This is a genomic window from Paracoccus sp. S3-43, assembly GCF_029027965.1.
Lineage (GTDB): Bacteria > Pseudomonadota > Alphaproteobacteria > Rhodobacterales > Rhodobacteraceae > Paracoccus.
In genome coordinates this window covers 1,948,706-1,966,352 of record NZ_CP119082.1, presented here as the reverse complement: position 1 = coordinate 1,966,352, position 17,647 = coordinate 1,948,706, and the positions used below count along the sequence as shown (strand labels likewise).

Below are 17,647 nucleotides of genomic sequence, written 5' to 3'. Positions count from 1 at the left end.
TTTCGCCATATCGCTGTCTTACGTTTATGCCATCGATCAAATGAAGGTATGACCATGGCCGAGACCGCGACCCTGTCTTCGAAGTTCCAGATCTCGATCCCCAAGGCGATCCGGGCCGCCCAGCACTGGGAGGCCGGGCTGACCTTTGCCTTCATCCCGAAAGGCACGGGCGTCCTGCTGGTGCCGGTGCCCAAGCGGGAGGCGCTGAAGGGGCTCGCGCGCGGCGCGTCCGCCGCCGATTATCGCGACCGGACGGATCGGTTCTCATGATCCTCGTCGACACGTCGGCGTGGATCGAATGGCTGATCGGCTCGCCGACCGGCGAGAAGCTGGCCGAGCAGCTGCCCGAACAGGCCGAATGGCTCGTGCCGACCGTGGTCCAGCTGGAGCTGGCGAAATGGCTGACCCGCGAGGTCGGCGAGGACAAGGCGGATCAGGTGATCGCCTTCACGCAGGTCTGCCATGTGGTGCCGCTCGACACCGAGATCGCGCTGGCGGCGGCGGAGTCGTGCCGGGAGCACAAGCTCGCGACTGCCGACGCGATCATCTTCGCAACCGCCCGCGCACAGGGCGCGACGCTCCTGACCTGCGACGCACATTTCCAGGGACTGCCCGGCGTCACGCTGATCGAGAAGATCAGGGCTTGAAACCCGGGCTGCCGTTGGCCGCCAGGTCCTCGTTCAGCTTCCGCACCATCACCGCTTCGATGACGGGCAGCAGTTCGGCTGCTGCGGCAGGCGGCACGCCGAGCGCGTCACCGAGCGCGAGCGCCGCAGACATGTCCCAGCCGATCACTGCGCCGGGCAGGACACGGAGCTGGCCGCCGAGACGACCGACGAGGTCCCAGACCTGCCAGCCTTCATGCGTCAGGGGCCGGTTCAGCCGCGCCGGGCAGTCCGGGCAGACTTGCGCGCAGGCTTCGCAGTAGCGCTCGCCCCCGCCGAAGGACCAGTCGGCGAGAGCGCGGAGGCGTTTTTTTCCTGCTCCAGCAGCAGGCCCTTCGCGACGTAGGTCAGCTGGAAGGCCTCGAAGATCGGCCAGACATCGAGCAAAGCGTCGATAGCCTCGGGGCTCGGGTCAATGGGGTTGCCATCGGCATCGCCGATGCCCTCCCAGGCGAGCACCGCCCGCCGCGCCAGCGCCTTGGCGAAGGCGACGGCGCGTTCCTCGTCCGATGCCTCCTCGGGCACCGCCTCGACGGCGGGATCGCTGCGCGTCGCCACCATCAGCGCCGTGGTTAGCGGGCGCAGCTGAACCCGGACGCCGGGCGCGAGGTCATGCCAGCGCGGGGCATTGGTCAGATCGAGCGTCAGCATCAGTAGGTCTCCACATCATTCACGAGGGTGGCTGTGCACATCCGGCCGACCACGCTGTCGCGCGCCGCCTGCCAGTCGAAGGTCGCCTGCACGCCTTGCGGCCCGGAGATCTCGATGCGCGGGCGCGGCAGGTAGACGGCGTGCACGGTGAAGGTGAAGCTCTCGCCGGACGGCAGGACGTAGGCGAATTCCATCTCGCAGGCCTCGCCATTGATCGCCTGCGTCACCAGCGTCTGGTCGGCGAAGCGCACCTCGATCCGGCCGGTCAGCGCGGCGATGGACGGGTCCGCACCGTCGATGCGACCGTCCGAGCGGATGGTCTCGATCCGGTCGAGATTGTTGGCATAGGTGATCTCGGCCGAGACCACGTTCCCAAGCGCGGTGCCATTCCGCGTGATCGCGCCGTTGAAATGACCGAAGCGTTTCAGCTCCAGCGCGGCGGGCGTTCCGGCGCTGGTGTTCGTGCCCACACTCTCGCCCTGCGCCACCAGCCGCGCGGTGGCAGTCAACAGGCCCGAGCGCTGCATCTGCCAGGTGATCTGATCGAGCACGCAGCCGGAATACATCGCGTAGCGCGGCACCTCGGGCATGCCAGTCTCGATCGACATCGAGGGCAGCGTCCAGGACCCTGACTGGAACTCGTGGCTGTACGGGGCCTCCGCGCCCGTGGTCGTCGGTGCGCCGAAGGCGGCCTTCAGCCAGAAGCCGAAGGCCTCGGCGTCGAGCGGCACCACGACATCGCCGTCCGCCGTGACCGCGTCCTTGATCGGCGCCAGCGGATCACGGCCGTAGCCCAAGAGCTCCGAGTTCAGCAGAGGCTGTTCCGCGCCGAGCGACGTGCTGGCGAAGGGCATGCGGGTGAAGCCGCTGGCGGGCGGCGTCCCATAGGTCGTCTCGAATGCAAGCGCCATCAGCGCCCGCGCCCCCTGGGCTCGTGCCATGTTCGTCTCCTGTGGTCGGTTGGGTCAGGCCAGCGGATCGGCCGTGGAATAGTGCAGGACCACCGGGATCACGGCGGCCTTCAGGCTGGCCGCGCCCTCGACGGGCAGATCGACCGGCCTCGGCGCTTCCGCCTCGACCCAGTTGCAGAGCCCGCCCAGCGTGCGGTCGGCCGCGAGCGCCGCGCCGATGCTGGCCGTCAGCGTGTCGAAGGCGGCGTCACGCGCCGCGCCCTGAACGACGGCCTCGATCTCGGCGCGGTGCTGGTAGTGGTAGCGCAGGGGCGACAGCGTCACCTCCGGCTCGCCCGGCTCGCCATCGCGCAGGATCAGCAGCCCCTCGGCCGGCACGCGCTCGGGCAGCACCTCGCCGCGGAGCGCGGTGGCGGGCAACGCCAAAAGCCGCGCATGCAGTGCGGCGAGGATGGTTTCGCGCGGTGTGGGCATGGCAAATACTCTAGCTGTCAGAACTGTAGTTGCATTCACTAAAGACATCGGGGAGAACTGCCTGATATGCCTGATGCAGAGACACCAGAATGAGAACCTTCGTCGTCTTCACAACATTCATGCTGAGTTTTTCCAGCGCAGCACTTTCGAATGAAACATACTACAGAAGCCTTGGAGCGTGTGCGGCGAACAGTATTGGCACAGTGTATTGCGCACCAGCTCTTGGTGGTGCACTGCAGAATAGCATCGGTACAGTGGAATGCGGCCCCGGTCAGTGCGCCCGAAACAGCATTGGTACCGTCTATTGCTCCTCCGTACCCGGAGGAGGCGCAGACGTAAACAGCATCGGTACTGTGTACTGCACCGAAGGATGCGTGCGGGGAACCTCAGCATATTGTAGTCGAGGAGAACGCTGAATTTCGCGAGCGCCAGCGTATTATCGCCTGCCATTTTTGTGGCAGGTGTAGCTGATATTATCCGAAGTCAAACAAAAGATCGTCTCGTCTCTCTGCAGATACGATTCCTTCTGACACAAGATGATCGGCCAGGTCGTTCTTGAGAACATCCATCTCTGTTTCAGGAGGAATTGGCGCGCGAACGTTCGAAGCAAAACCTGTAATCGCAATCTTTTCAGCAAGATTGACGCCAGGTGCCTCTGGCAGAGTGATTCGTACGTAGAATTCCATTGGTCGGCTTTCTCCATCAATATCCCCGCATCAAATATAACATGCGCGCGACGCAATCAAGAACGAGGGAAAACGAAGTCTTGTCCTTGGGTTAGGAAGTAGTCATGAGCCAAACCTCCCCTCCACCCAGTTCCTTACGATCAGCCCCGGCACGCTATCCAACGCCCGGTCTGCATCCCGCGCGAGGTCCAGCCGCTTCGGCAGTTTCACCTGCGGCACGAGCAGGAAGATCGGCGCGGTGACCTTGCCGCGCCCGGTCTTCGAGCGCGACACGACCGCCTGACCCTTCGTGTTCAGCCGTCCCTCGGCCACCAGCAGGCTCGGTCCGGTGCGGCGGTAGACGAAGCGCAGCCGCAGCCCGCGTCGCCGTTCCCATTCACCCGGGGTGATCCGGCCGCCACGCAGGGACTTGCCTGCGGCGGGCAGCGGGATCGCCAGCCAGAACCCGTTCTTCGAGCGGATCAGCGGGCCGGTGTCATGCGCCCCGACGATGACCGGAGCCTTGGACCAGACCAATGCTGCCGCGTCCAGGCTTTCGCCCGACCTCGGGAAGTTCTGGCTCCGGATCGAGTTGGCCAGCCGTGTGCCGAGCCCCGCGCCGGTGATCTGCAGCCGCCACGCCGTCTTCAGCCCGGTCCCGGCCTCGCGCATGGCAGCCGTCACGGCGCGTTCGCCCGCCGCGACCTCGGCCGCCATCATCGCGACGATGTCGGGATCGATGTCGAGCTTCAGCTTCATCGCGGTCAGGCCGGGCGCAGTTCGATGGTCCAGACCAACCGCTCGCGGTCGCGGACCGGCTCGCCCTGAATGAGGAAGGCGTCGCCGTCGATCTCGATGCGGTCGCCGGGACGCGGGTTCGCCACCTCGGCGACGCGCAGGTCGATCCGAGTGGTCTCGGACCAGAGCCGCGCGTCGCCGAAGTCGGTCACGGCATCGGCGCGCCGGGCGACGACGCGCACCAGCTGGGGCGCGCCGCCGTCGGCGAGGTAGACCGCATCCCGGCCGATGTTCGGATCGGCGAAGAGCGCGCCAAGCGCAGCGGCGAAGGCGCTCATCAGAACGTCGCGTTCAGGCGCACCCGGCCGATGGTGTCGCCCGCGCCGCTCGCCACCGCCTCGACGGCCACGCCGATGAGGGTGTTGTCGGTGGCGACCGTCGTGCAGCGCTTGTTGGTGTCGTCCCAATAGACCTTGGCACCCACGGTCCAGGCCTGCGAGCCGACCTTGGTGATGTCGAAGACGCCGGTGAGCGCGGTCTCGACGGGATCGCCGAGGGCGGCGGCGCCAGCCGCGATGCCGAAGATGGAGCCGACGAGCAGGCCATCGCCGGAGGCGACGGCATAGGGCGCGGTCAGGGTGATGGTGTTGCCGGGCTGGACGTAGTTTTTCATGGGGAGGATCCTCGTGGAAAGACGAAGGGCGGCCCGTCAGGACCGCCCACATGTCAGGGTTCAGCACGTTGGGGTGCTGGTTATGCGCCCGGGTTCTTGTAGAGGCCGCGCCAGTCGATGGCCTTGGCGCCGAAGTCGAGGCGGCACTTGATCTCGACGCCGTCGACGTCGAAGCCGTTGCGCGTCTCGATGTAGGCGCCCTGCTGACCCTCGAGATAGGCGTACTCGATGGTGTCGATCTGGTTCGGGCTGGCCGCCAGGTACCAGGCGGTCTCACTGACGGCGTCGAGGCGCGGCTCGCTGATCGGCGCCAGCGTGCGGATCGACTGCGGCACCACGCTGGACGTTGCGGCGGGCACGAGGTTCTGGGCGACCAGCTGCTCGGCCTTCAGTTCCAGCGAGGCGGGGACGATCAGGAAGGCCGGACGGACGTTCAGCACCGTCTTCTTGTCGAGCCCCGTCTGCTTGGCCATCGCAGCGCGCGCCGCACCGACGCTGCCGACATCGAGCGCCGCGCCGGTGCCGGCGAGGTTCTTGTGGGTGGTGTGGAACAGCGCGTTGCCGTCGGCCATCGCCGGGTTCGAAGTGATGATCCCCCAGACCACATCCGACTCCAGCTGCGCGATGGAGTTGCCATACATCGCCGGGATCCGGGTGAAGGCGTCGAGATCGTCGTTGATCAGCGTCTGACGGGTGATCGCGACCACCCGGCCATAGGTCTTGACCTTGTAGCTCTCCTTGCTCTCGCCGAGCGTCCCGCGCTTGAACTCGCCGCTCTCGCCCACTTCCAGCAGTTGCGGCGCCTCGCCGAGCTGGACCCGGTGCATCGCCTTGAAGTCGGTGGCGAGCACCTGGCGGCAGAACAGCATGAAGGTGCGCGGATAGGCCTCGTAGGCCTGACGCAGGGTCTTGTTGGTGACCGCCGACAGGATCTCGGGGAAGTCAGAGGTCGAGTGCAGCGCCCGCGTCGCCACCTCGTCGCGCGACAGGCCCCGCGTGTTGACTCCGGCATTGCCGAGGCTTTCGCGGGCCAGTTCCAGCAGCGTCATGCCACGATACTGCCGGGCGGCGTCCTCCAGCTGGAACAGCGTCGGGCTGTAGCGGTGCAGCAGCGCATTCGCCACCGCGTCACGGCGGGTGATGCGCTCGTCCCTACCGCCGAGCGGGACGGAGACATGCGGGAAGGTCCGGGTCTCGTCGGACTTAGCCGCGACCTGATCGAGGATCAGGCGGCGGGATTCGTCGACGCTGACGCCGCGCTTGACCAGATCCTCGGCAAAGCCGCGCTCGAGGTTCAGCCGCCCGGCCAGATCGTAGATGGTGGAGACGCGGTCACGCTCGGCCTCGCGTGCGCGGGTCGCGACGGCTTCGGTGTCGGGCGCGGGAGCGGCCTGCGTCTTCGGCTGGCTGCGGGTCTCGCTGGCGGCGACCTTCGGGTCGGGCGCAGCCGCATTCGGCTCGGTCATGGCGGTATCCTCGGTTTCGACCGGCGCGGTCGGCTGGGTGGTGGCGGGGGTTGCGGCGTCGCGCGCCGGGGTCTCGGTCTTGTCGGTCATCTGGATCGGTCCTTTCGTGCTTGAAGGGGCGTCCCGGCGGTGAAGGACGCAGTCGTGAAGGGGATGCTGGGCGCGGAAGCCGGCGGCGGGGTCGGCGCCGACGGCGACGGCGGAGACCTCGAAGGGTGTCCAGTCCACCGCCCGCCAGAGTTCGCGCGCGGCCTCGGGCTTCGAGACCTCGAAGCGGTGGACCTGGTAGCCGATGGAGACCGCGCGGATGTGCCCGGCCTGGATGTCGCGCCAGATCGGCTCGACATCGGCACGCTCGCTGATCCGTACCAGCGCGATCCCGCGGCCGTTCTCGATCCGCGCCGAGCCCGGCACGACCGAACCGATCACCGCGTCGAGCGTGTCGAGCTCATGCACCTTCAGGAACGGCGCGCCCGCGTTCAGCCGGTCGAGGCGGACATGGGCCGGATCGAGGCTCAGTTCCTCGTCATAGGGCTCGCCGAAGAAGGTCGCGCGGCGGACACGGGCCCCGGCCGACCAGACCACCTCGACGGTGCGCCTGTCGGCATCGGCGGTGTTCGGCGCAAGCTCCGCCGACCGGCGCATGGCCGGCAGTTCGATCATCGTGTCCATGAAGGTCAGTCCTGTTGGTCGGCCTGCGCCGTGTCGGTGTCATCCGTTTCGGCGGAGGGGTCGTCGTCGGCGGGATCGGTCGCCGGATCGCTGCTCTGCGCGCTGCCGGTCTTGGTCACCCGCCGCGGATCGCTGTCGAGCACCAGCCCGAGCGCGTCGAGTTTTGCGTTGGTCGCAGCGATCTCGGCCAGCACCGCGTCGGGATTGCGGCCCTGCCGGGCGATCACCTCGGCCAGCGTCATGGTGCCCGAGCGGATCGACAGCAGGTTCGCCATCGCGTCCTTCTGCGGATCGACCGCCTCGAACTTCGGCGGCGACCATTCGACCGGTACAATCGGCGACGGGATCTGGCCCGCGGCCCAAGCGGCCTCCGTGAACCATCGCCACACCGGCGCGCAGAACATCGGGATGAACAACTGCCACTGCACGGCGTCGATCTGGCGGCGGAACTCCACGAGGCCCGCCCGGATCGAGGAATAGTTGACCTGGCTGAGGTCCCCGGTCAGCAATTCATAGGGCACGCGGAACCCGGCCGAGATGGTGTGCAGGCTGGCCCGCTTGTATTCGCCATAGCCACCGGTGGCCGAGGGCTGGTTGAAGCGGATGTCCTTGCCGCCCCGCGCATAGGCGATCAGCCCCGGTTCGAACTGCTCGACCCGGTTGCCGTCGGCGTCGACCACGGAGGGCGCGATGCCCTGCTGCGCCTCGTCATCGCCGAACACGATGGCGGTGACGCAGGCCTCGGTCTTCTTGCGAACGAGTTCCGCCACCTCGTAATCGTCGAGATCGCGCAAGCTGCGGATCACCGGCGCGCCCCAGGGAACGCCGCGCGCCTGCGTGCGCTGCTTCTCGTAGACATGGGCGATCTCGGTCGCTGGGACCGGGCGGCTCTGCAACCCGTTCTGCAAGGCGCCATAGGCGTCGCCGGGATGTTCGGCATGCAGCCAATAGGCGCGGCGCTTGCCGACCGGGTCGAACTCGATCCCCTGGACCAGCCGCCCTGCGCCGATGGCGCCGGATTTTGTGGCGTCGAGGAAGTCGGCCTCCAGCACCTGCAATTGAAGCGGCACAGGCAGGCCGTCGCTTGCGCGGCGCAAGCGGCGGCGCACCAGCACCTCGCCAGCTTCGACCATCTCGCGGCAGATCAGGGTTTGCAGGCCATAGAAGTCGAGCTGGCGATCGGCGTCGCACTCCGCCGTCCAGCGTTCGAAGAGCGCATCCACCTTGCGGTCCAGCGTGTCGTCGCCGCTCGCGGCGCGCGGCATGATGCCCGCGCCGATGATGTTGTTCACCAGAACCGCCACGGCCTTGGCCGCGTGCGGGTTGTTGCGCACCAGATCCCGCATCCGGTCGCGTAGCAGCGCCCCAGCGACGCCGATTTCGGTGTCGGCGGAGGTTCCCGTCGCGCGCCAGCCCTCGGTGCGACGCCCGCGTGCGGCCCCGTCATAGCTCCGCGTCAGGGTTTCGAAGGCCTGACGCGCCATCACGCGGCGGGCGGCCATACGCGGTGCCACGGTGGCGATGGCATGATCGAACCAGGACGCCGACATCAGCGATCCCCACGGGAGAAGCCCGCCACCCCGGCCACCGGCAGGGGCCGCGTCGTCCCGGCGATGGCGCGTTCGATGGTGCGGATACGACCCAGCAGATCCTCGGCTGAGCCATAGTCGACGGATTTGCCGTCATAGCTGACCCGCGTCGTGCCGCTGGCATAGGCCCGGCGCAGCGCGGAGAGCTCGGTTTCCGTCCAGTCCATGCCCTTCGCTCCCGCTCAGTGCGTTCGTTCCCTCGCGACGCTCCACTGGAGCCTCGCGTCCGCTGCGCGGACCAGTCCTCACCATGTCAGAACCATCCTCCGCGCCGTCCGAGCCAGTCGGAGCGGCGCTTGCTTTGCGGGGCCTGTCCCGGTCGGTTGATCTGCCCGGCCGGATCGGTGTCGGTGGGGGCCGCCCCGAGCTGATCCTCGAGATCGCGCCATTTCGCCTCAGACCAGCGGTCCGCGCCCGCGATCCAGGCGGCGGCGCGGGCATAGACCCGGCAATCCAAGGCCTCGTTGCGCTCGCGCAGCTTCTGCCATTCCAGCCGGGCGAAGCCGCGCTTGGTGCGCACCGTCACCAGTTGCTCGGCGACGAACTGCTTCAGCCATTCGTTCTCGACCCAGTGCGGCAGATGCACCGACCCGGGCGGGAACGCCGCCCCGTCGGCCATCTCCTCGTCGGTCGGCCGCGCCAACCGCAGGAAGCGGTAGGTCTCGGCCTTGAAGGTCGACACCGCCACGGTCCAGAGCCGCGCCCCGCGCCGCAGGCGTTTGCCGCCCTCGGTCGCGTCGACGAAGGTCGGCCCCGACACCGGGCTCGAGCGGTTGAAGCCCTCGACGCCCTTGACCGGCGACACCTGTGCAAACCCCTGCGCTCGCGACCAGGAATAGACCGCCGGGGCCTCGTAGCCGGTGTCGATGGCGAGCCGCGCGATCCTGAGATGCGCGCCCCGTTCGTGCGGCCAGCTTTTGTCCAGAAGCGCGGTCAGCTCCGACCACGCATCGTGCCGATCCGGCCCGCCCTCGATCACGACATGGTCGACGAGCCAGCTTTCCAAGCCACGGCCCCAGGCCCAGACATCGACCTCGATCCGGTCCTTCTGCACGTCGGCCCCGGCGGTCAGGAACAACCCGCCCGCTGGCACCGTGCCGGACGTCCAACGCTCGCGCCGGTCGTAGAGCCGCTGCCAGTCTGGGGCTTCGCCGGTTTCGACCCATGTCTCACCGAGGATGGTGTTCCGAAACGCCTTGATCGCCTCGTCCGACCCCTGCGCCGCGTCCCATGCCCGCACGATCCGCTCCCAGCTCAGCCAGCCGATCGGCGAGTAGAGCGCCGAGAGGTGATACCCGACCGTGGTCGGATCGGCGGCGGCGGCTGTCGCCCGCCATTCGCCGCCCTCCAGCATGGCCGTCTTGTGGTGCTCCGCGATTGCCGCGTCGCAGCCCTCGCAGTGATACTCCGCCGTCTCCGGGCGGCCCTTCTGCCAGCGCAGCCGGTCGAACTTCAGCCACTGCATCGCTCCACAATGCGGGCACGGCACGAAGTACCGCCGCTGATCGCTCGCCTCGTATTCCCGCTCGATGCGGCTCAGCCCCCGGATCGTCGGTGTCGAGACCAGGAGCACCTTGCGGCGATGGGCGAAGGTCAGCGACCGCGTCTCGGCCAGCGTCACCGGATCGCCTTCCTCGTCGGCGGACGCCGGATAGGCGTCGACCTCGTCGAGGAAGATGTACCGCGCCGGGGTGGACCGCAGCCCGACCGCCGAGTTCGCCCCGGTCATGATCAGGATACCGCCCGCGAATTCCTTGGACAGCATCGTGTTGCCCGCGTCGCGCGACCGGGCGGGCTTCACCCGCTCCCGCAGCTCGGGGCTCTCGTCGATGAGCGGGTCGATCCGCTGGCGCGAGTTGCGCTTGGCCAGTTCCACCGTCGGCTGGACGGCCAGCATCGGACCCGGCGCCTGGTGGATGGCGAACCCGATCCAGTTGTTGCCCGCCTCGGTCGCACCGACCTGCGCCGCCTTCATGAACACGATCCGCTGCGTGGGATCGCCGGGCGACAGCCGGTCCATGATCTCGCGCATGTAGGGCGTGCGCACCGTGCGGTATCGCCCGGGCTCGGCCGAGGCGCGGCCCGAGAGCATGCGGTGCCGGTCCGCCCATTCCGAGACGGTCAGGTCCGGGTCGGGCCGCAACCCGTTGCCCCAGGCGCGCAGGATCTCGCCCGCGCCGTCGAAGTCCGTCAGTGCATCATCATCACCTGAAGTCGGGCCGGACCTCGGCGAGTTCGTCGAGGTGGGCGCGTACATGTCTCTCCAGCACCTTCTGCATCGCGGCTGGCTCCACGGTGATCTGCTGGCCCGTCGCGTCGCGGCACGAGGCCGAGAGCTCGGCCGCCATCAGCGCCGCCGCGCGCGCGGGCCAGTTCACCCACGCGTCCCGTTCCTCCCGCGCCAGCCGGAACACCAGCGCCAGCGCGCGGGCCCGCTCGATCAACTCCCCCTTCAGCTTCTGGAGCCGGATGCGCCGTTCCTGCGCCTTCAGCACCTCGTTCGCCGTCTTGGCCTGCAGGAAGGTCGTGCCGCCGCCCACCGCCGGGACCGCCAGCCCCTGTTCGCGCAGCGTGTCGCCGACGGCGGCCACGGCCGCCTCGGGGACGGGCTTCAGCCTCGGCGCGGGCGGTTTCCTCGTCTTCGACGGGTCCGTCGTTTCCGCCCGCCGGGCGTCGCTGGCGGCCGCGTTGATGCTGCCGTCGGGATAGAGGACCAGCCGCTCGGCCGTCTTCGCCTTCTGGATCGCGCCGCGCGACAGGCCGACATGCGCGGCGTACTGGCGCTCGCTCATGCCCTGCATCGACGGCTCCGATTATCATTTAGATTCATGCGCTTATCGAGTTGATAAGCCTCGCCAGCGGAGCGAACGTCACTCCAACGAGGCGATGCAACTCACTACGGAGCCACCAGAATGACCCGACGCGCGACCGACAACACGAAAGCCCTCGACGCCTTCATCGCCGCGAAGTCCGAGATCGACGCGATGCTGGAGCGGCTCGCCGCCCTCAACGCGGACCATTTCGAGACCAGCCCCGACGAGATCAACTGGGGCCATGTCGGCACCCTGAACCACTACCGCGCCAAGCTGCGCGAGATCACCGACGTTGCATTCAAGGAGGGCGAACACGCCAAGTGAGACAACCCGCTCCCGGTCCCGCCCGCCGACTGGCGGGCTCGGCCTCGTAGAAGGGCCCGCATCCCGCGCGCTCCGATACGGGAGACGACGATGACCCAGCTTTCCGACACCCAAGCCCTGATCCTGAGCGCCGCCGCTCAGCGGCCCGAGCACATCGCCCTGCCGCTGCCCGAGAGCCTGCGGGGTGGCGCCGCCGCAAAGGTGGTCGGCGCGATGCTCGCCAAGGGCTTCCTCGAAGAGGTCGACGCCGACATGCGCAACGGCGAGCCCGTCTGGCGCGAGACCGGCGACGGCCACGGCGTCACGCTGGTCGCCACCGACGCAGGCCTCGCCGCCATCGGGATCGAGCCCGAGGACGCGAACCCCGGGCCTGCGGGCGCGACGGACGCGCCGACCGAGGAGCCCGCCCCGAACACCCCCACCGAAACGGAGGCCGCGCCCAAGACACGCACGCCGCGCGAGGGCACCAAGCAGGCCACGCTGATCGCCATGCTGCGCGCACCGGACGGCGCGACCATCGAGGAGATCATGGCTGCGACGGGCTGGCAGTCGCACACGGTGCGCGGCGCGATGGCCGGGGCCCTGAAGAAGAAGCTCGGGCTCGAAGTGACCTCGGAGAAGGTCGAAGGGCGCGGCAGGGTCTACAGTCTGCCGGGCGACTGACGCAGGCGTTAAGCCGGTTTCGGTTCCGCCGTACCGACTGGGGCGGCGGAAGACACTAAATCAGCTCAGAAAGGGATCTCATCGTCGTTGTCTGACTGTGCCGAATTCAGAACGGTACCTATATTTTCACTCGGCTCGTTGTACGGTCGGCCGTCGGTAAAAAACACGACGTGTCCATGATACATGCGCCGACGAATATGCGGGCGCGTGTTTTGACGATCCCATTCTTCCAGCTCTTGTGAGCTACTCCCCGATCCTTGGACAGCTTTCCGGCTGATTTAAGCTACTGCCTGTGCCTGCTGATCGGTTTCGCTGCTGTTGAAGTAGACCACGGCGGGCGGCTGCCCGCCATGGGCAGTGTGGGGTCGTCGATGGTTGTAGAAGTTGATCCAGTGCCCAATACCAACCTTGGCCTGCGATCCCGTTTCCCAGGCGTGCAGGTAGACGCATTCATACTTCAGGGATCGCCACAGACGCTCGATGAAGACGTTGTCGATGCAGCGCCCCTTGCCGTCCATCGAGATCCGAGTGCCAATGCGCTTCAGCCGATCAGTCCAGGCGAAGGACGTGAACTGTGAGCCCTGATCCGTGTTCATGATCCCGGGCGCGCCGAAGCGATGGATGGCCTCGTTCAGCGCCTCGACGCAGAAGTCGGCCTCCAGCGTGTTCGATATCCGCCAGGCCAGCACCTTGCGGGTGAACCAGTCCATGATCGCCACCAGATACAGAAAGCCCCGCCGCATCGGCAAATAGGTGATATCTGCGCACCAGACCTGACCGGGCCGATCCACCCGCAGCCCGCCCAACAGATAGGGATAGGTCTTGTGGCCTTTTCTCGGCTTGCTGGTGTTGGGCCTCTGGTAGATCGGCATCAGGCGCATGAGCCGCATCAGCCGCCGGATGCGTTTCTGGTTCACACCATGCCCCTCGTTCTGCAGGTGCCACGTCATCTGCCGCACGCCGTAGAAGGGTGTATCCAGGAACTGCTTGTCGATCAACAGCATGAGGTCGAGGTTCATCGCCGTCTCGCCCTGCGGCGCGTAATAGAACGACGACCGCGAGATCGATAGCAGGCGGCACTGCGCCCCGACCGACAGGCTTGGGTGGTTCTTCTCAACCATTCCGCGCCTCACTTGCCGATCCAGGGCTTGAGCTTTCGTGACAAAAAATCGTTGGCGACGGCCAGCTCTCCGATCTTGGCGTGCAGGTCACGGACAGTTTCTTCGGCAACCTCGGCCGCTGCCGCAGCCTTGCCGCCCCGCTCGAAGATCCCTGCGGCACCCTCCAGAAGCGACCGTTTCCATTGATGGATCATCGTCGGATGCACGCCATATTCGGCGGCCAGCTCTGACACTGTGCGCTCCCCCTTCACGGCTTCCAGCGCCACACGCGCCTTGAACGCCGCATCGTGGTTCCTGCGTCTCGACATCTCTGTTCTCCTCGTTCTTGGAGACCAGCAGACTTCAGATCGTAGCTTCCGTCACTGTCCGATTTTCGGGGGGTAGCTCACTTGATAAGAGTCGAAATGTGGCCCCCGAACATATCCTTTCGCCTTCATCGACGCCATCCAAGCGTCGTTTTCGTCCCACTGCGATGCTGCCTCGTATTCCTCGTCGCCGGGCTTACCCCACCAGCTTACCTTATCTTTCCAGCTTGATCTGTTGTATGACTCAGCAAAGCCATCAATGATTTCAGCAGCGTCGGCGCCGGCCCCAAAGACATCTTCGAAGTCACCCATAGCAACACCTATAGAAACTAAAGCCAATCTGGGACTTACGCGACATTCATTACTTCTCGATCAGCCGACCATCGGAAGTCATCCACATTCCGTCACTGAGATAGGTATCTTCGCCTGAGTCATCGATGGCGAAATCGTCGTAGATCGCCTTCATCTCCCGAAGAGCCAGGACCGAAATGTCTTCGAAACCCATTCGATCAAGAATGGTCGAGGCGAGGTGAAGCAGATCTTCTGAGTCTGGATAGACAGAAGTCTCAATATAGAGTCGTTTGGCGTGATCGCGCTTCGTCACGAACTCCAGTTCACGATCTGCAAGCACCTGTGCGGTTGCACTGATCAATGCCCCTTGGTCCTCATAGGCACGGTACTCCCCTGTGTCCTCCGAGGCGGTTGCCGTCATAAGCCGGACACCGTTGGCGTCAGAAATCATTCTGTAGAAAACGTAGGGCTCGGAGCAGATCCGATACTCTTCTTGCTGCAAGGAGAGTTTGGTAGACCTCTGAATAATAGCCATGATTCCGGTCCCAGCCCTTTTGGACAACCTACACCTTATCGGGGCTCGGACAATAGCCATCCGACGAGGGAAAGGCGGACCGTTGGCTCACTTCTTTCGGCGCACCCGGATCGCCTCGAACAGCCGCCGCAGGGCGAACGAGCGCGCGATGCTCATCACTGTGAACACCGCGCCCATCTTCAGGTTCTGCGCCAGCGACGTGTGCAGCCCGAAGATCGGGAAGATCAGGATCTGGGTGACCACGGCAACGCCGTAGCCGACGATCACGTTGGCGACGGACTCGACCAGCGACATGAGGCGGGACTGCTTCATGCCGCTACCTCATCCATCGGCCAGCAATTCAGCCGCCAGAGTTCGCAGCGCATGCGCCGCAACCAAGGGGACCACTCCGTTGCCACAGAGGCGAAGCCGGTCCACCCGGTGGGCCAGCCCATCAACGCCTCGACGAACAGCGGGTTCAAGGTCCGGCGCGCATCGCAGGTATCGCTCCCAGCCATCGGTGTCACCAGGACCTGGCGGCCAAGCAGGCCGTTCACCGGCGTGTTGGCAAGGCTCGTCGCGCCATCCTTGTGATCGCGGGCCGTCGGCGTCATCCACATTCCCGCCGCATGGGTCAGGTCCGCTGTCCGCCGGTTGCCCGCGCTCGGCTTGCACCCGTCGTTCGCCATCGGCGTCGGCCAGTCCCGTGCCATGCGGTCCAGACCCTTCTCGTCGCGCCGTTCGCCGCCCCGGCTGCGGAAACTGTCCGTCTGCGGCGTCGGCCACATCGCGGCTGTCGTCGCCAGGTTCATCCCGTGTTGGCCTGCTTCCTGCGATGGCGTCGGCTTCGTCTGCCGGTTCTCGTTGGCGCTGGCCCGAGGCGTCGGCCAGAGCCGCAGCAGTTCCGTCCGGTTCCCGCCACTCGACCGAGTGCCAGAGCAGGCGCGCGGGGTCGGCCAGCTCGTCCCCCTCGCGGATGGCGAGGATGAACAGCCGCTCACGCTTGTGGGGCGCACCGACTTCCGCCGCCGTGAAGAGGCCTGCCGCAAGCTTGTAGCCCATGCCGACCAGTCCGCTGGCGACTTCGGGGAAGCCGAGGCGGAGATGATGGGCGACATTCTCGAGGAACACGAAGGGCGGCTCGACCTCGCCGATGATCCGGGCGACATGCGGCCAGAGGTGCCGCGGGTCGTCCGCGCCCCGGCGCTTGCCCGCGACGGAGAACGGCTGGCACGGATAGCCCGCAGTGACGATGTCCACCGCGCCGCGCCAAGGGCGGCCGTCGAAGGTGGCAACGTCGTCCCAGAGAGGTGCGCGATCCAGGGACGCGTCTTCCATCCGCGCCACGAGGGTGGCTGCGGCGTAGGTTTCCCGTTCGACATGGCCCACAGCACGATATCCGGGGATGGCGATGGCGAGCCCGAGGTCGAGCCCGCCCGCGCCGGAGCAGAGGGAGAGGCCGAAGAGGCATGCGTCTCCGGCCCCGGAAGCGCGTCCGGAGGAAGGTAAAGCCAGGTCATGCATGTCACGCGGCGGTCCTGCGCTTTCGCGCGGGTTCGGGGGCGGCGTCCGTGACCGGCGCATCGGCCCGGGCCTCGGCATCGTCGCCCAGCCGCTCCGTCCTCACCTGCGCGAAGGTCCGACCGTCGCCGTCGAGGATCGCGTCGTGGCCGGTCTCGGCCTGCCAGCGTTCCACCGCGACATCGACATAGGCCGAGCTGATCTCCATTGCGAAGACGCGGCGGCCGTTGGCTTCGCCCGCCATGATCTGCGAGCCCGAGCCGCAGAAGGGTTCATAGCAAAGCCCACCACGCGCAACATGCTGGCGCATCGGGATCCCGAACGCATCAAGCGGTTTTGGCGTCGGATGGTCGGGGCGCTCGTCCTTGGCGAAGCTGTGCAGCGCCCATGTCGATGGCAGGGTTTCCTCGGCGACCTTCGGCGGCCGGTTCGGACGGCGCCAGCCCATGAAGCAGGGTTCGTGTTTCCAGAGGTAGTGCGACCGGGTCAGGACACCGCGGTCCTTCACCCAGATGATCTGCTGGTGGACGAACGCCCCGGCCTTCTCCCAGCAGGCTTCGAGCATCGCCTGGCGACGCGAGGCGTGCCAGCAGTACCAGGCGGCGTCCTCGGCGATGGCTTCCGCCACAGCGGCGGCGATGAAGCCGTCGTAGAGCTCCGCACCCTGCGAACTGTCGTCCCAGGTCGTGCCGTAGGACGCCGACCAGTCCTTGTTGCGGGTCGGATGGTTGGACCCGTCGTAATCGACGAGATACGGCGGGTCGGTGGCGAACAGGATCGCGCGCTCGCCGTTCATCAGGCGGCGCACGTCGGCAGCGCTGGTGCTGTCGCCGCACAGGAGGCGATTGTCGCCGAGGATCCACAGGTCGCCCGTCCGCGACGCCGGGTTGCGCGGCGGCTCGGGGATGGTCACCGGCGGCACGGAGCCCCCGGCGCCACCTTCTTCACCGTCGTCTTCCGCGACGTAGGCCAGCAGCTTGTCCAACTCGCCGTCGGAAAAGCCGACCAGCGACAGGTCGAAATCCTCGGCCAGCAGTTCGTTCAGTTCCGACGACAGCAGCGCCTCGTCCCAGGTGCCGAGTTCGGTCAGCTTGTTGTCCGCGATGCGATAGGCCCGCCGCTGCGCCTCGGTCAGATGCCCGAGCACGATGACCGGCGCCTCTGTCAGTCCAAGCTGCGTGGCGGCCAGCACCCGGCCATGGCCCGCGATCAACTCGCCGTCCTCTGCCACGAGGCACGGCACGGTCCAGCCGAACTCGGCCATGCTGGCGGCGATCTTGGCGACCTGGTCCGGCCCGTGCGCCTTCGCGTTCTTCGCGTAGGGCTGCAGGCGCGACAGCGGCCACATCTCGATCCGCTCGGGGGCGAAGCTCAGCGTCATGGGCGGGCGGTTTCCGGTGTTCAGGTGGATGCTGACCGGACTCCGGACACTGGATGCCGCGCTGGACTCCACGCGGGGTCCAGCGGCATCCGGGGTGTCCGGCCCGAAGGCCAGCGTTCATTGGGGTTGGTGCGGGAGGCGGGTGGATCCGGATTCTGGCTGGCTTCCCAAAAATCCGACCCTGACGCTGGCGAAGTCACGCGCTTCGCC

At 66.8% G+C, this 17,647-nt stretch carries 23 protein-coding genes; 4 read left to right on the top strand and 19 right to left on the bottom strand.

Features of this window, described 5'->3' with window-relative positions:
- Nucleotides 1-54: 54 nt before the first annotated feature.
- Both PXD02_RS10285 and PXD02_RS10280 read left to right on the top strand, forming a co-directional pair.
- On the top strand, nt 55-270 hold the full coding sequence (locus PXD02_RS10285) for an AbrB/MazE/SpoVT family DNA-binding domain-containing protein (RefSeq protein WP_275103805.1): 216 nt from the start codon (nt 55-57) through the stop codon (nt 268-270).
- Nucleotides 267-647: a type II toxin-antitoxin system VapC family toxin gene (locus tag PXD02_RS10280; protein WP_275103804.1), complete on the top strand. Its 381-nt coding sequence runs from the start codon at nt 267-269 to the stop codon at nt 645-647. The genes PXD02_RS10285 and PXD02_RS10280 overlap by 4 nt, the downstream gene beginning before the upstream one ends.
- Here the strand turns inward: PXD02_RS10280 and PXD02_RS10275 are convergent.
- From PXD02_RS10275 to PXD02_RS10215, 13 genes are all read right to left on the bottom strand, one after another.
- Nucleotides 637-807: a DUF7697 family protein gene (locus tag PXD02_RS10275; RefSeq protein ID WP_473092081.1), complete on the bottom strand. Its 171-nt coding sequence runs from the start codon at nt 805-807 to the stop codon at nt 637-639. The genes PXD02_RS10280 and PXD02_RS10275 overlap by 11 nt on opposite strands.
- A 71-nt stretch (nt 808-878) precedes the next feature.
- Nucleotides 879-1,316, bottom strand: a complete 438-nt coding sequence (locus PXD02_RS10270; protein WP_275103802.1) for a hypothetical protein — start codon at nt 1,314-1,316, stop codon at nt 879-881.
- A complete protein-coding gene (locus tag PXD02_RS10265) occupies nt 1,316-2,257 on the bottom strand; it encodes a phage tail tube protein (protein ID WP_275103801.1) in 942 nt (313 codons plus the stop codon). The genes PXD02_RS10270 and PXD02_RS10265 overlap by 1 nt, the downstream gene beginning before the upstream one ends.
- Nucleotides 2,258-2,281: 24 nt before the next feature.
- Nucleotides 2,282-2,701 (bottom strand): acyl-CoA transferase, encoded by a 420-nt coding sequence (locus PXD02_RS10260; protein ID WP_275103800.1) that lies wholly within the window; start codon nt 2,699-2,701, stop codon nt 2,282-2,284.
- Between the two features lie 473 nt (nt 2,702-3,174).
- Nucleotides 3,175-3,387 carry a hypothetical protein gene (locus PXD02_RS10255; RefSeq protein ID WP_275103799.1) on the bottom strand — a complete coding sequence of 71 codons (213 nt, stop codon included), beginning with the start codon at nt 3,385-3,387 and terminating at the stop codon, nt 3,175-3,177.
- 102 nt (nt 3,388-3,489) lie between these two features.
- The gene (locus tag PXD02_RS10250) at nt 3,490-4,125 is read right to left on the bottom strand and encodes a DUF6441 family protein (protein WP_275103798.1); all 636 of its coding nucleotides are present in this window, start codon (nt 4,123-4,125) and stop codon (nt 3,490-3,492) included.
- Nucleotides 4,126-4,130: 5 nt separating this feature from the next.
- Nucleotides 4,131-4,442, bottom strand: a complete 312-nt coding sequence (locus PXD02_RS10245; RefSeq protein WP_275103797.1) for a head-tail joining protein — start codon at nt 4,440-4,442, stop codon at nt 4,131-4,133.
- Nucleotides 4,442-4,777 carry a DUF2190 family protein gene (locus tag PXD02_RS10240; RefSeq protein WP_275103796.1) on the bottom strand — a complete coding sequence of 112 codons (336 nt, stop codon included), beginning with the start codon at nt 4,775-4,777 and terminating at the stop codon, nt 4,442-4,444. The genes PXD02_RS10245 and PXD02_RS10240 overlap by 1 nt, the downstream gene beginning before the upstream one ends.
- Nucleotides 4,778-4,857: 80 nt before the next feature.
- The gene (locus tag PXD02_RS10235) at nt 4,858-6,915 is read right to left on the bottom strand and encodes a prohead protease/major capsid protein fusion protein (protein WP_275103795.1); all 2,058 of its coding nucleotides are present in this window, start codon (nt 6,913-6,915) and stop codon (nt 4,858-4,860) included.
- Nucleotides 6,916-6,920: 5 nt separating this feature from the next.
- Nucleotides 6,921-8,465, bottom strand: a complete 1,545-nt coding sequence (locus PXD02_RS10230) for a phage portal protein (RefSeq protein ID WP_275103794.1) — start codon at nt 8,463-8,465, stop codon at nt 6,921-6,923.
- On the bottom strand, nt 8,465-8,671 hold the full coding sequence (locus tag PXD02_RS10225; RefSeq protein ID WP_275103793.1) for a phage head-tail joining protein: 207 nt from the start codon (nt 8,669-8,671) through the stop codon (nt 8,465-8,467). Before PXD02_RS10225 ends, PXD02_RS10230 begins: the two co-directional genes overlap by 1 nt.
- An 86-nt stretch (nt 8,672-8,757) precedes the next feature.
- Nucleotides 8,758-10,761, bottom strand: a complete 2,004-nt coding sequence (locus tag PXD02_RS10220) for a phage terminase large subunit family protein (RefSeq protein ID WP_275103792.1) — start codon at nt 10,759-10,761, stop codon at nt 8,758-8,760.
- Nucleotides 10,709-11,305, bottom strand: coding sequence for a hypothetical protein (locus tag PXD02_RS10215; RefSeq protein WP_275103791.1), 597 nt, complete (start codon nt 11,303-11,305; stop codon nt 10,709-10,711). Before PXD02_RS10215 ends, PXD02_RS10220 begins: the two co-directional genes overlap by 53 nt.
- 111 nt (nt 11,306-11,416) lie before the next feature.
- Between PXD02_RS10215 and PXD02_RS10210 the strand changes: the two genes are divergently transcribed.
- Both PXD02_RS10210 and PXD02_RS10205 read left to right on the top strand, forming a co-directional pair.
- Nucleotides 11,417-11,641 carry a hypothetical protein gene (locus PXD02_RS10210; RefSeq protein WP_275103790.1) on the top strand — a complete coding sequence of 75 codons (225 nt, stop codon included), beginning with the start codon at nt 11,417-11,419 and terminating at the stop codon, nt 11,639-11,641.
- 90 nt (nt 11,642-11,731) lie between these two features.
- A complete protein-coding gene (locus PXD02_RS10205) occupies nt 11,732-12,304 on the top strand; it encodes a DUF3489 domain-containing protein (RefSeq protein WP_275103789.1) in 573 nt (190 codons plus the stop codon).
- Between the two features lie 278 nt (nt 12,305-12,582).
- Here PXD02_RS10205 and PXD02_RS10200 read toward each other — a convergent pair.
- From PXD02_RS10200 to PXD02_RS10175, 6 genes are all read right to left on the bottom strand, one after another.
- Nucleotides 12,583-13,733, bottom strand: a protein-coding gene (locus PXD02_RS10200) for an IS3 family transposase (RefSeq protein WP_473092014.1) whose coding sequence is annotated in 2 segments (ribosomal slippage) — nt 12,583-13,460 and nt 13,460-13,733 — 1,152 coding nt in all. Because the reading frame shifts where the segments join, the coding sequence is not laid out codon by codon here.
- A 51-nt stretch (nt 13,734-13,784) separates the two neighbouring features.
- Nucleotides 13,785-14,042 carry a hypothetical protein gene (locus PXD02_RS10195; RefSeq protein ID WP_275103788.1) on the bottom strand — a complete coding sequence of 86 codons (258 nt, stop codon included), beginning with the start codon at nt 14,040-14,042 and terminating at the stop codon, nt 13,785-13,787.
- A 49-nt stretch (nt 14,043-14,091) separates the two neighbouring features.
- The gene (locus PXD02_RS10190; RefSeq protein ID WP_275103787.1) at nt 14,092-14,556 is read right to left on the bottom strand and encodes a hypothetical protein; all 465 of its coding nucleotides are present in this window, start codon (nt 14,554-14,556) and stop codon (nt 14,092-14,094) included.
- Between the two features lie 87 nt (nt 14,557-14,643).
- A complete protein-coding gene (locus PXD02_RS10185; RefSeq protein WP_275103786.1) occupies nt 14,644-14,868 on the bottom strand; it encodes a DUF7220 family protein in 225 nt (74 codons plus the stop codon).
- Between the two features lie 9 nt (nt 14,869-14,877).
- On the bottom strand, nt 14,878-16,059 hold the full coding sequence (locus PXD02_RS10180) for a DNA cytosine methyltransferase (RefSeq protein WP_275103785.1): 1,182 nt from the start codon (nt 16,057-16,059) through the stop codon (nt 14,878-14,880).
- 1 nt (nt 16,060) lies between these two features.
- On the bottom strand, nt 16,061-17,437 hold the full coding sequence (locus PXD02_RS10175) for a site-specific DNA-methyltransferase (RefSeq protein ID WP_275103784.1): 1,377 nt from the start codon (nt 17,435-17,437) through the stop codon (nt 16,061-16,063).
- Between the last annotated feature and the right edge of the window lie 210 nt (nt 17,438-17,647).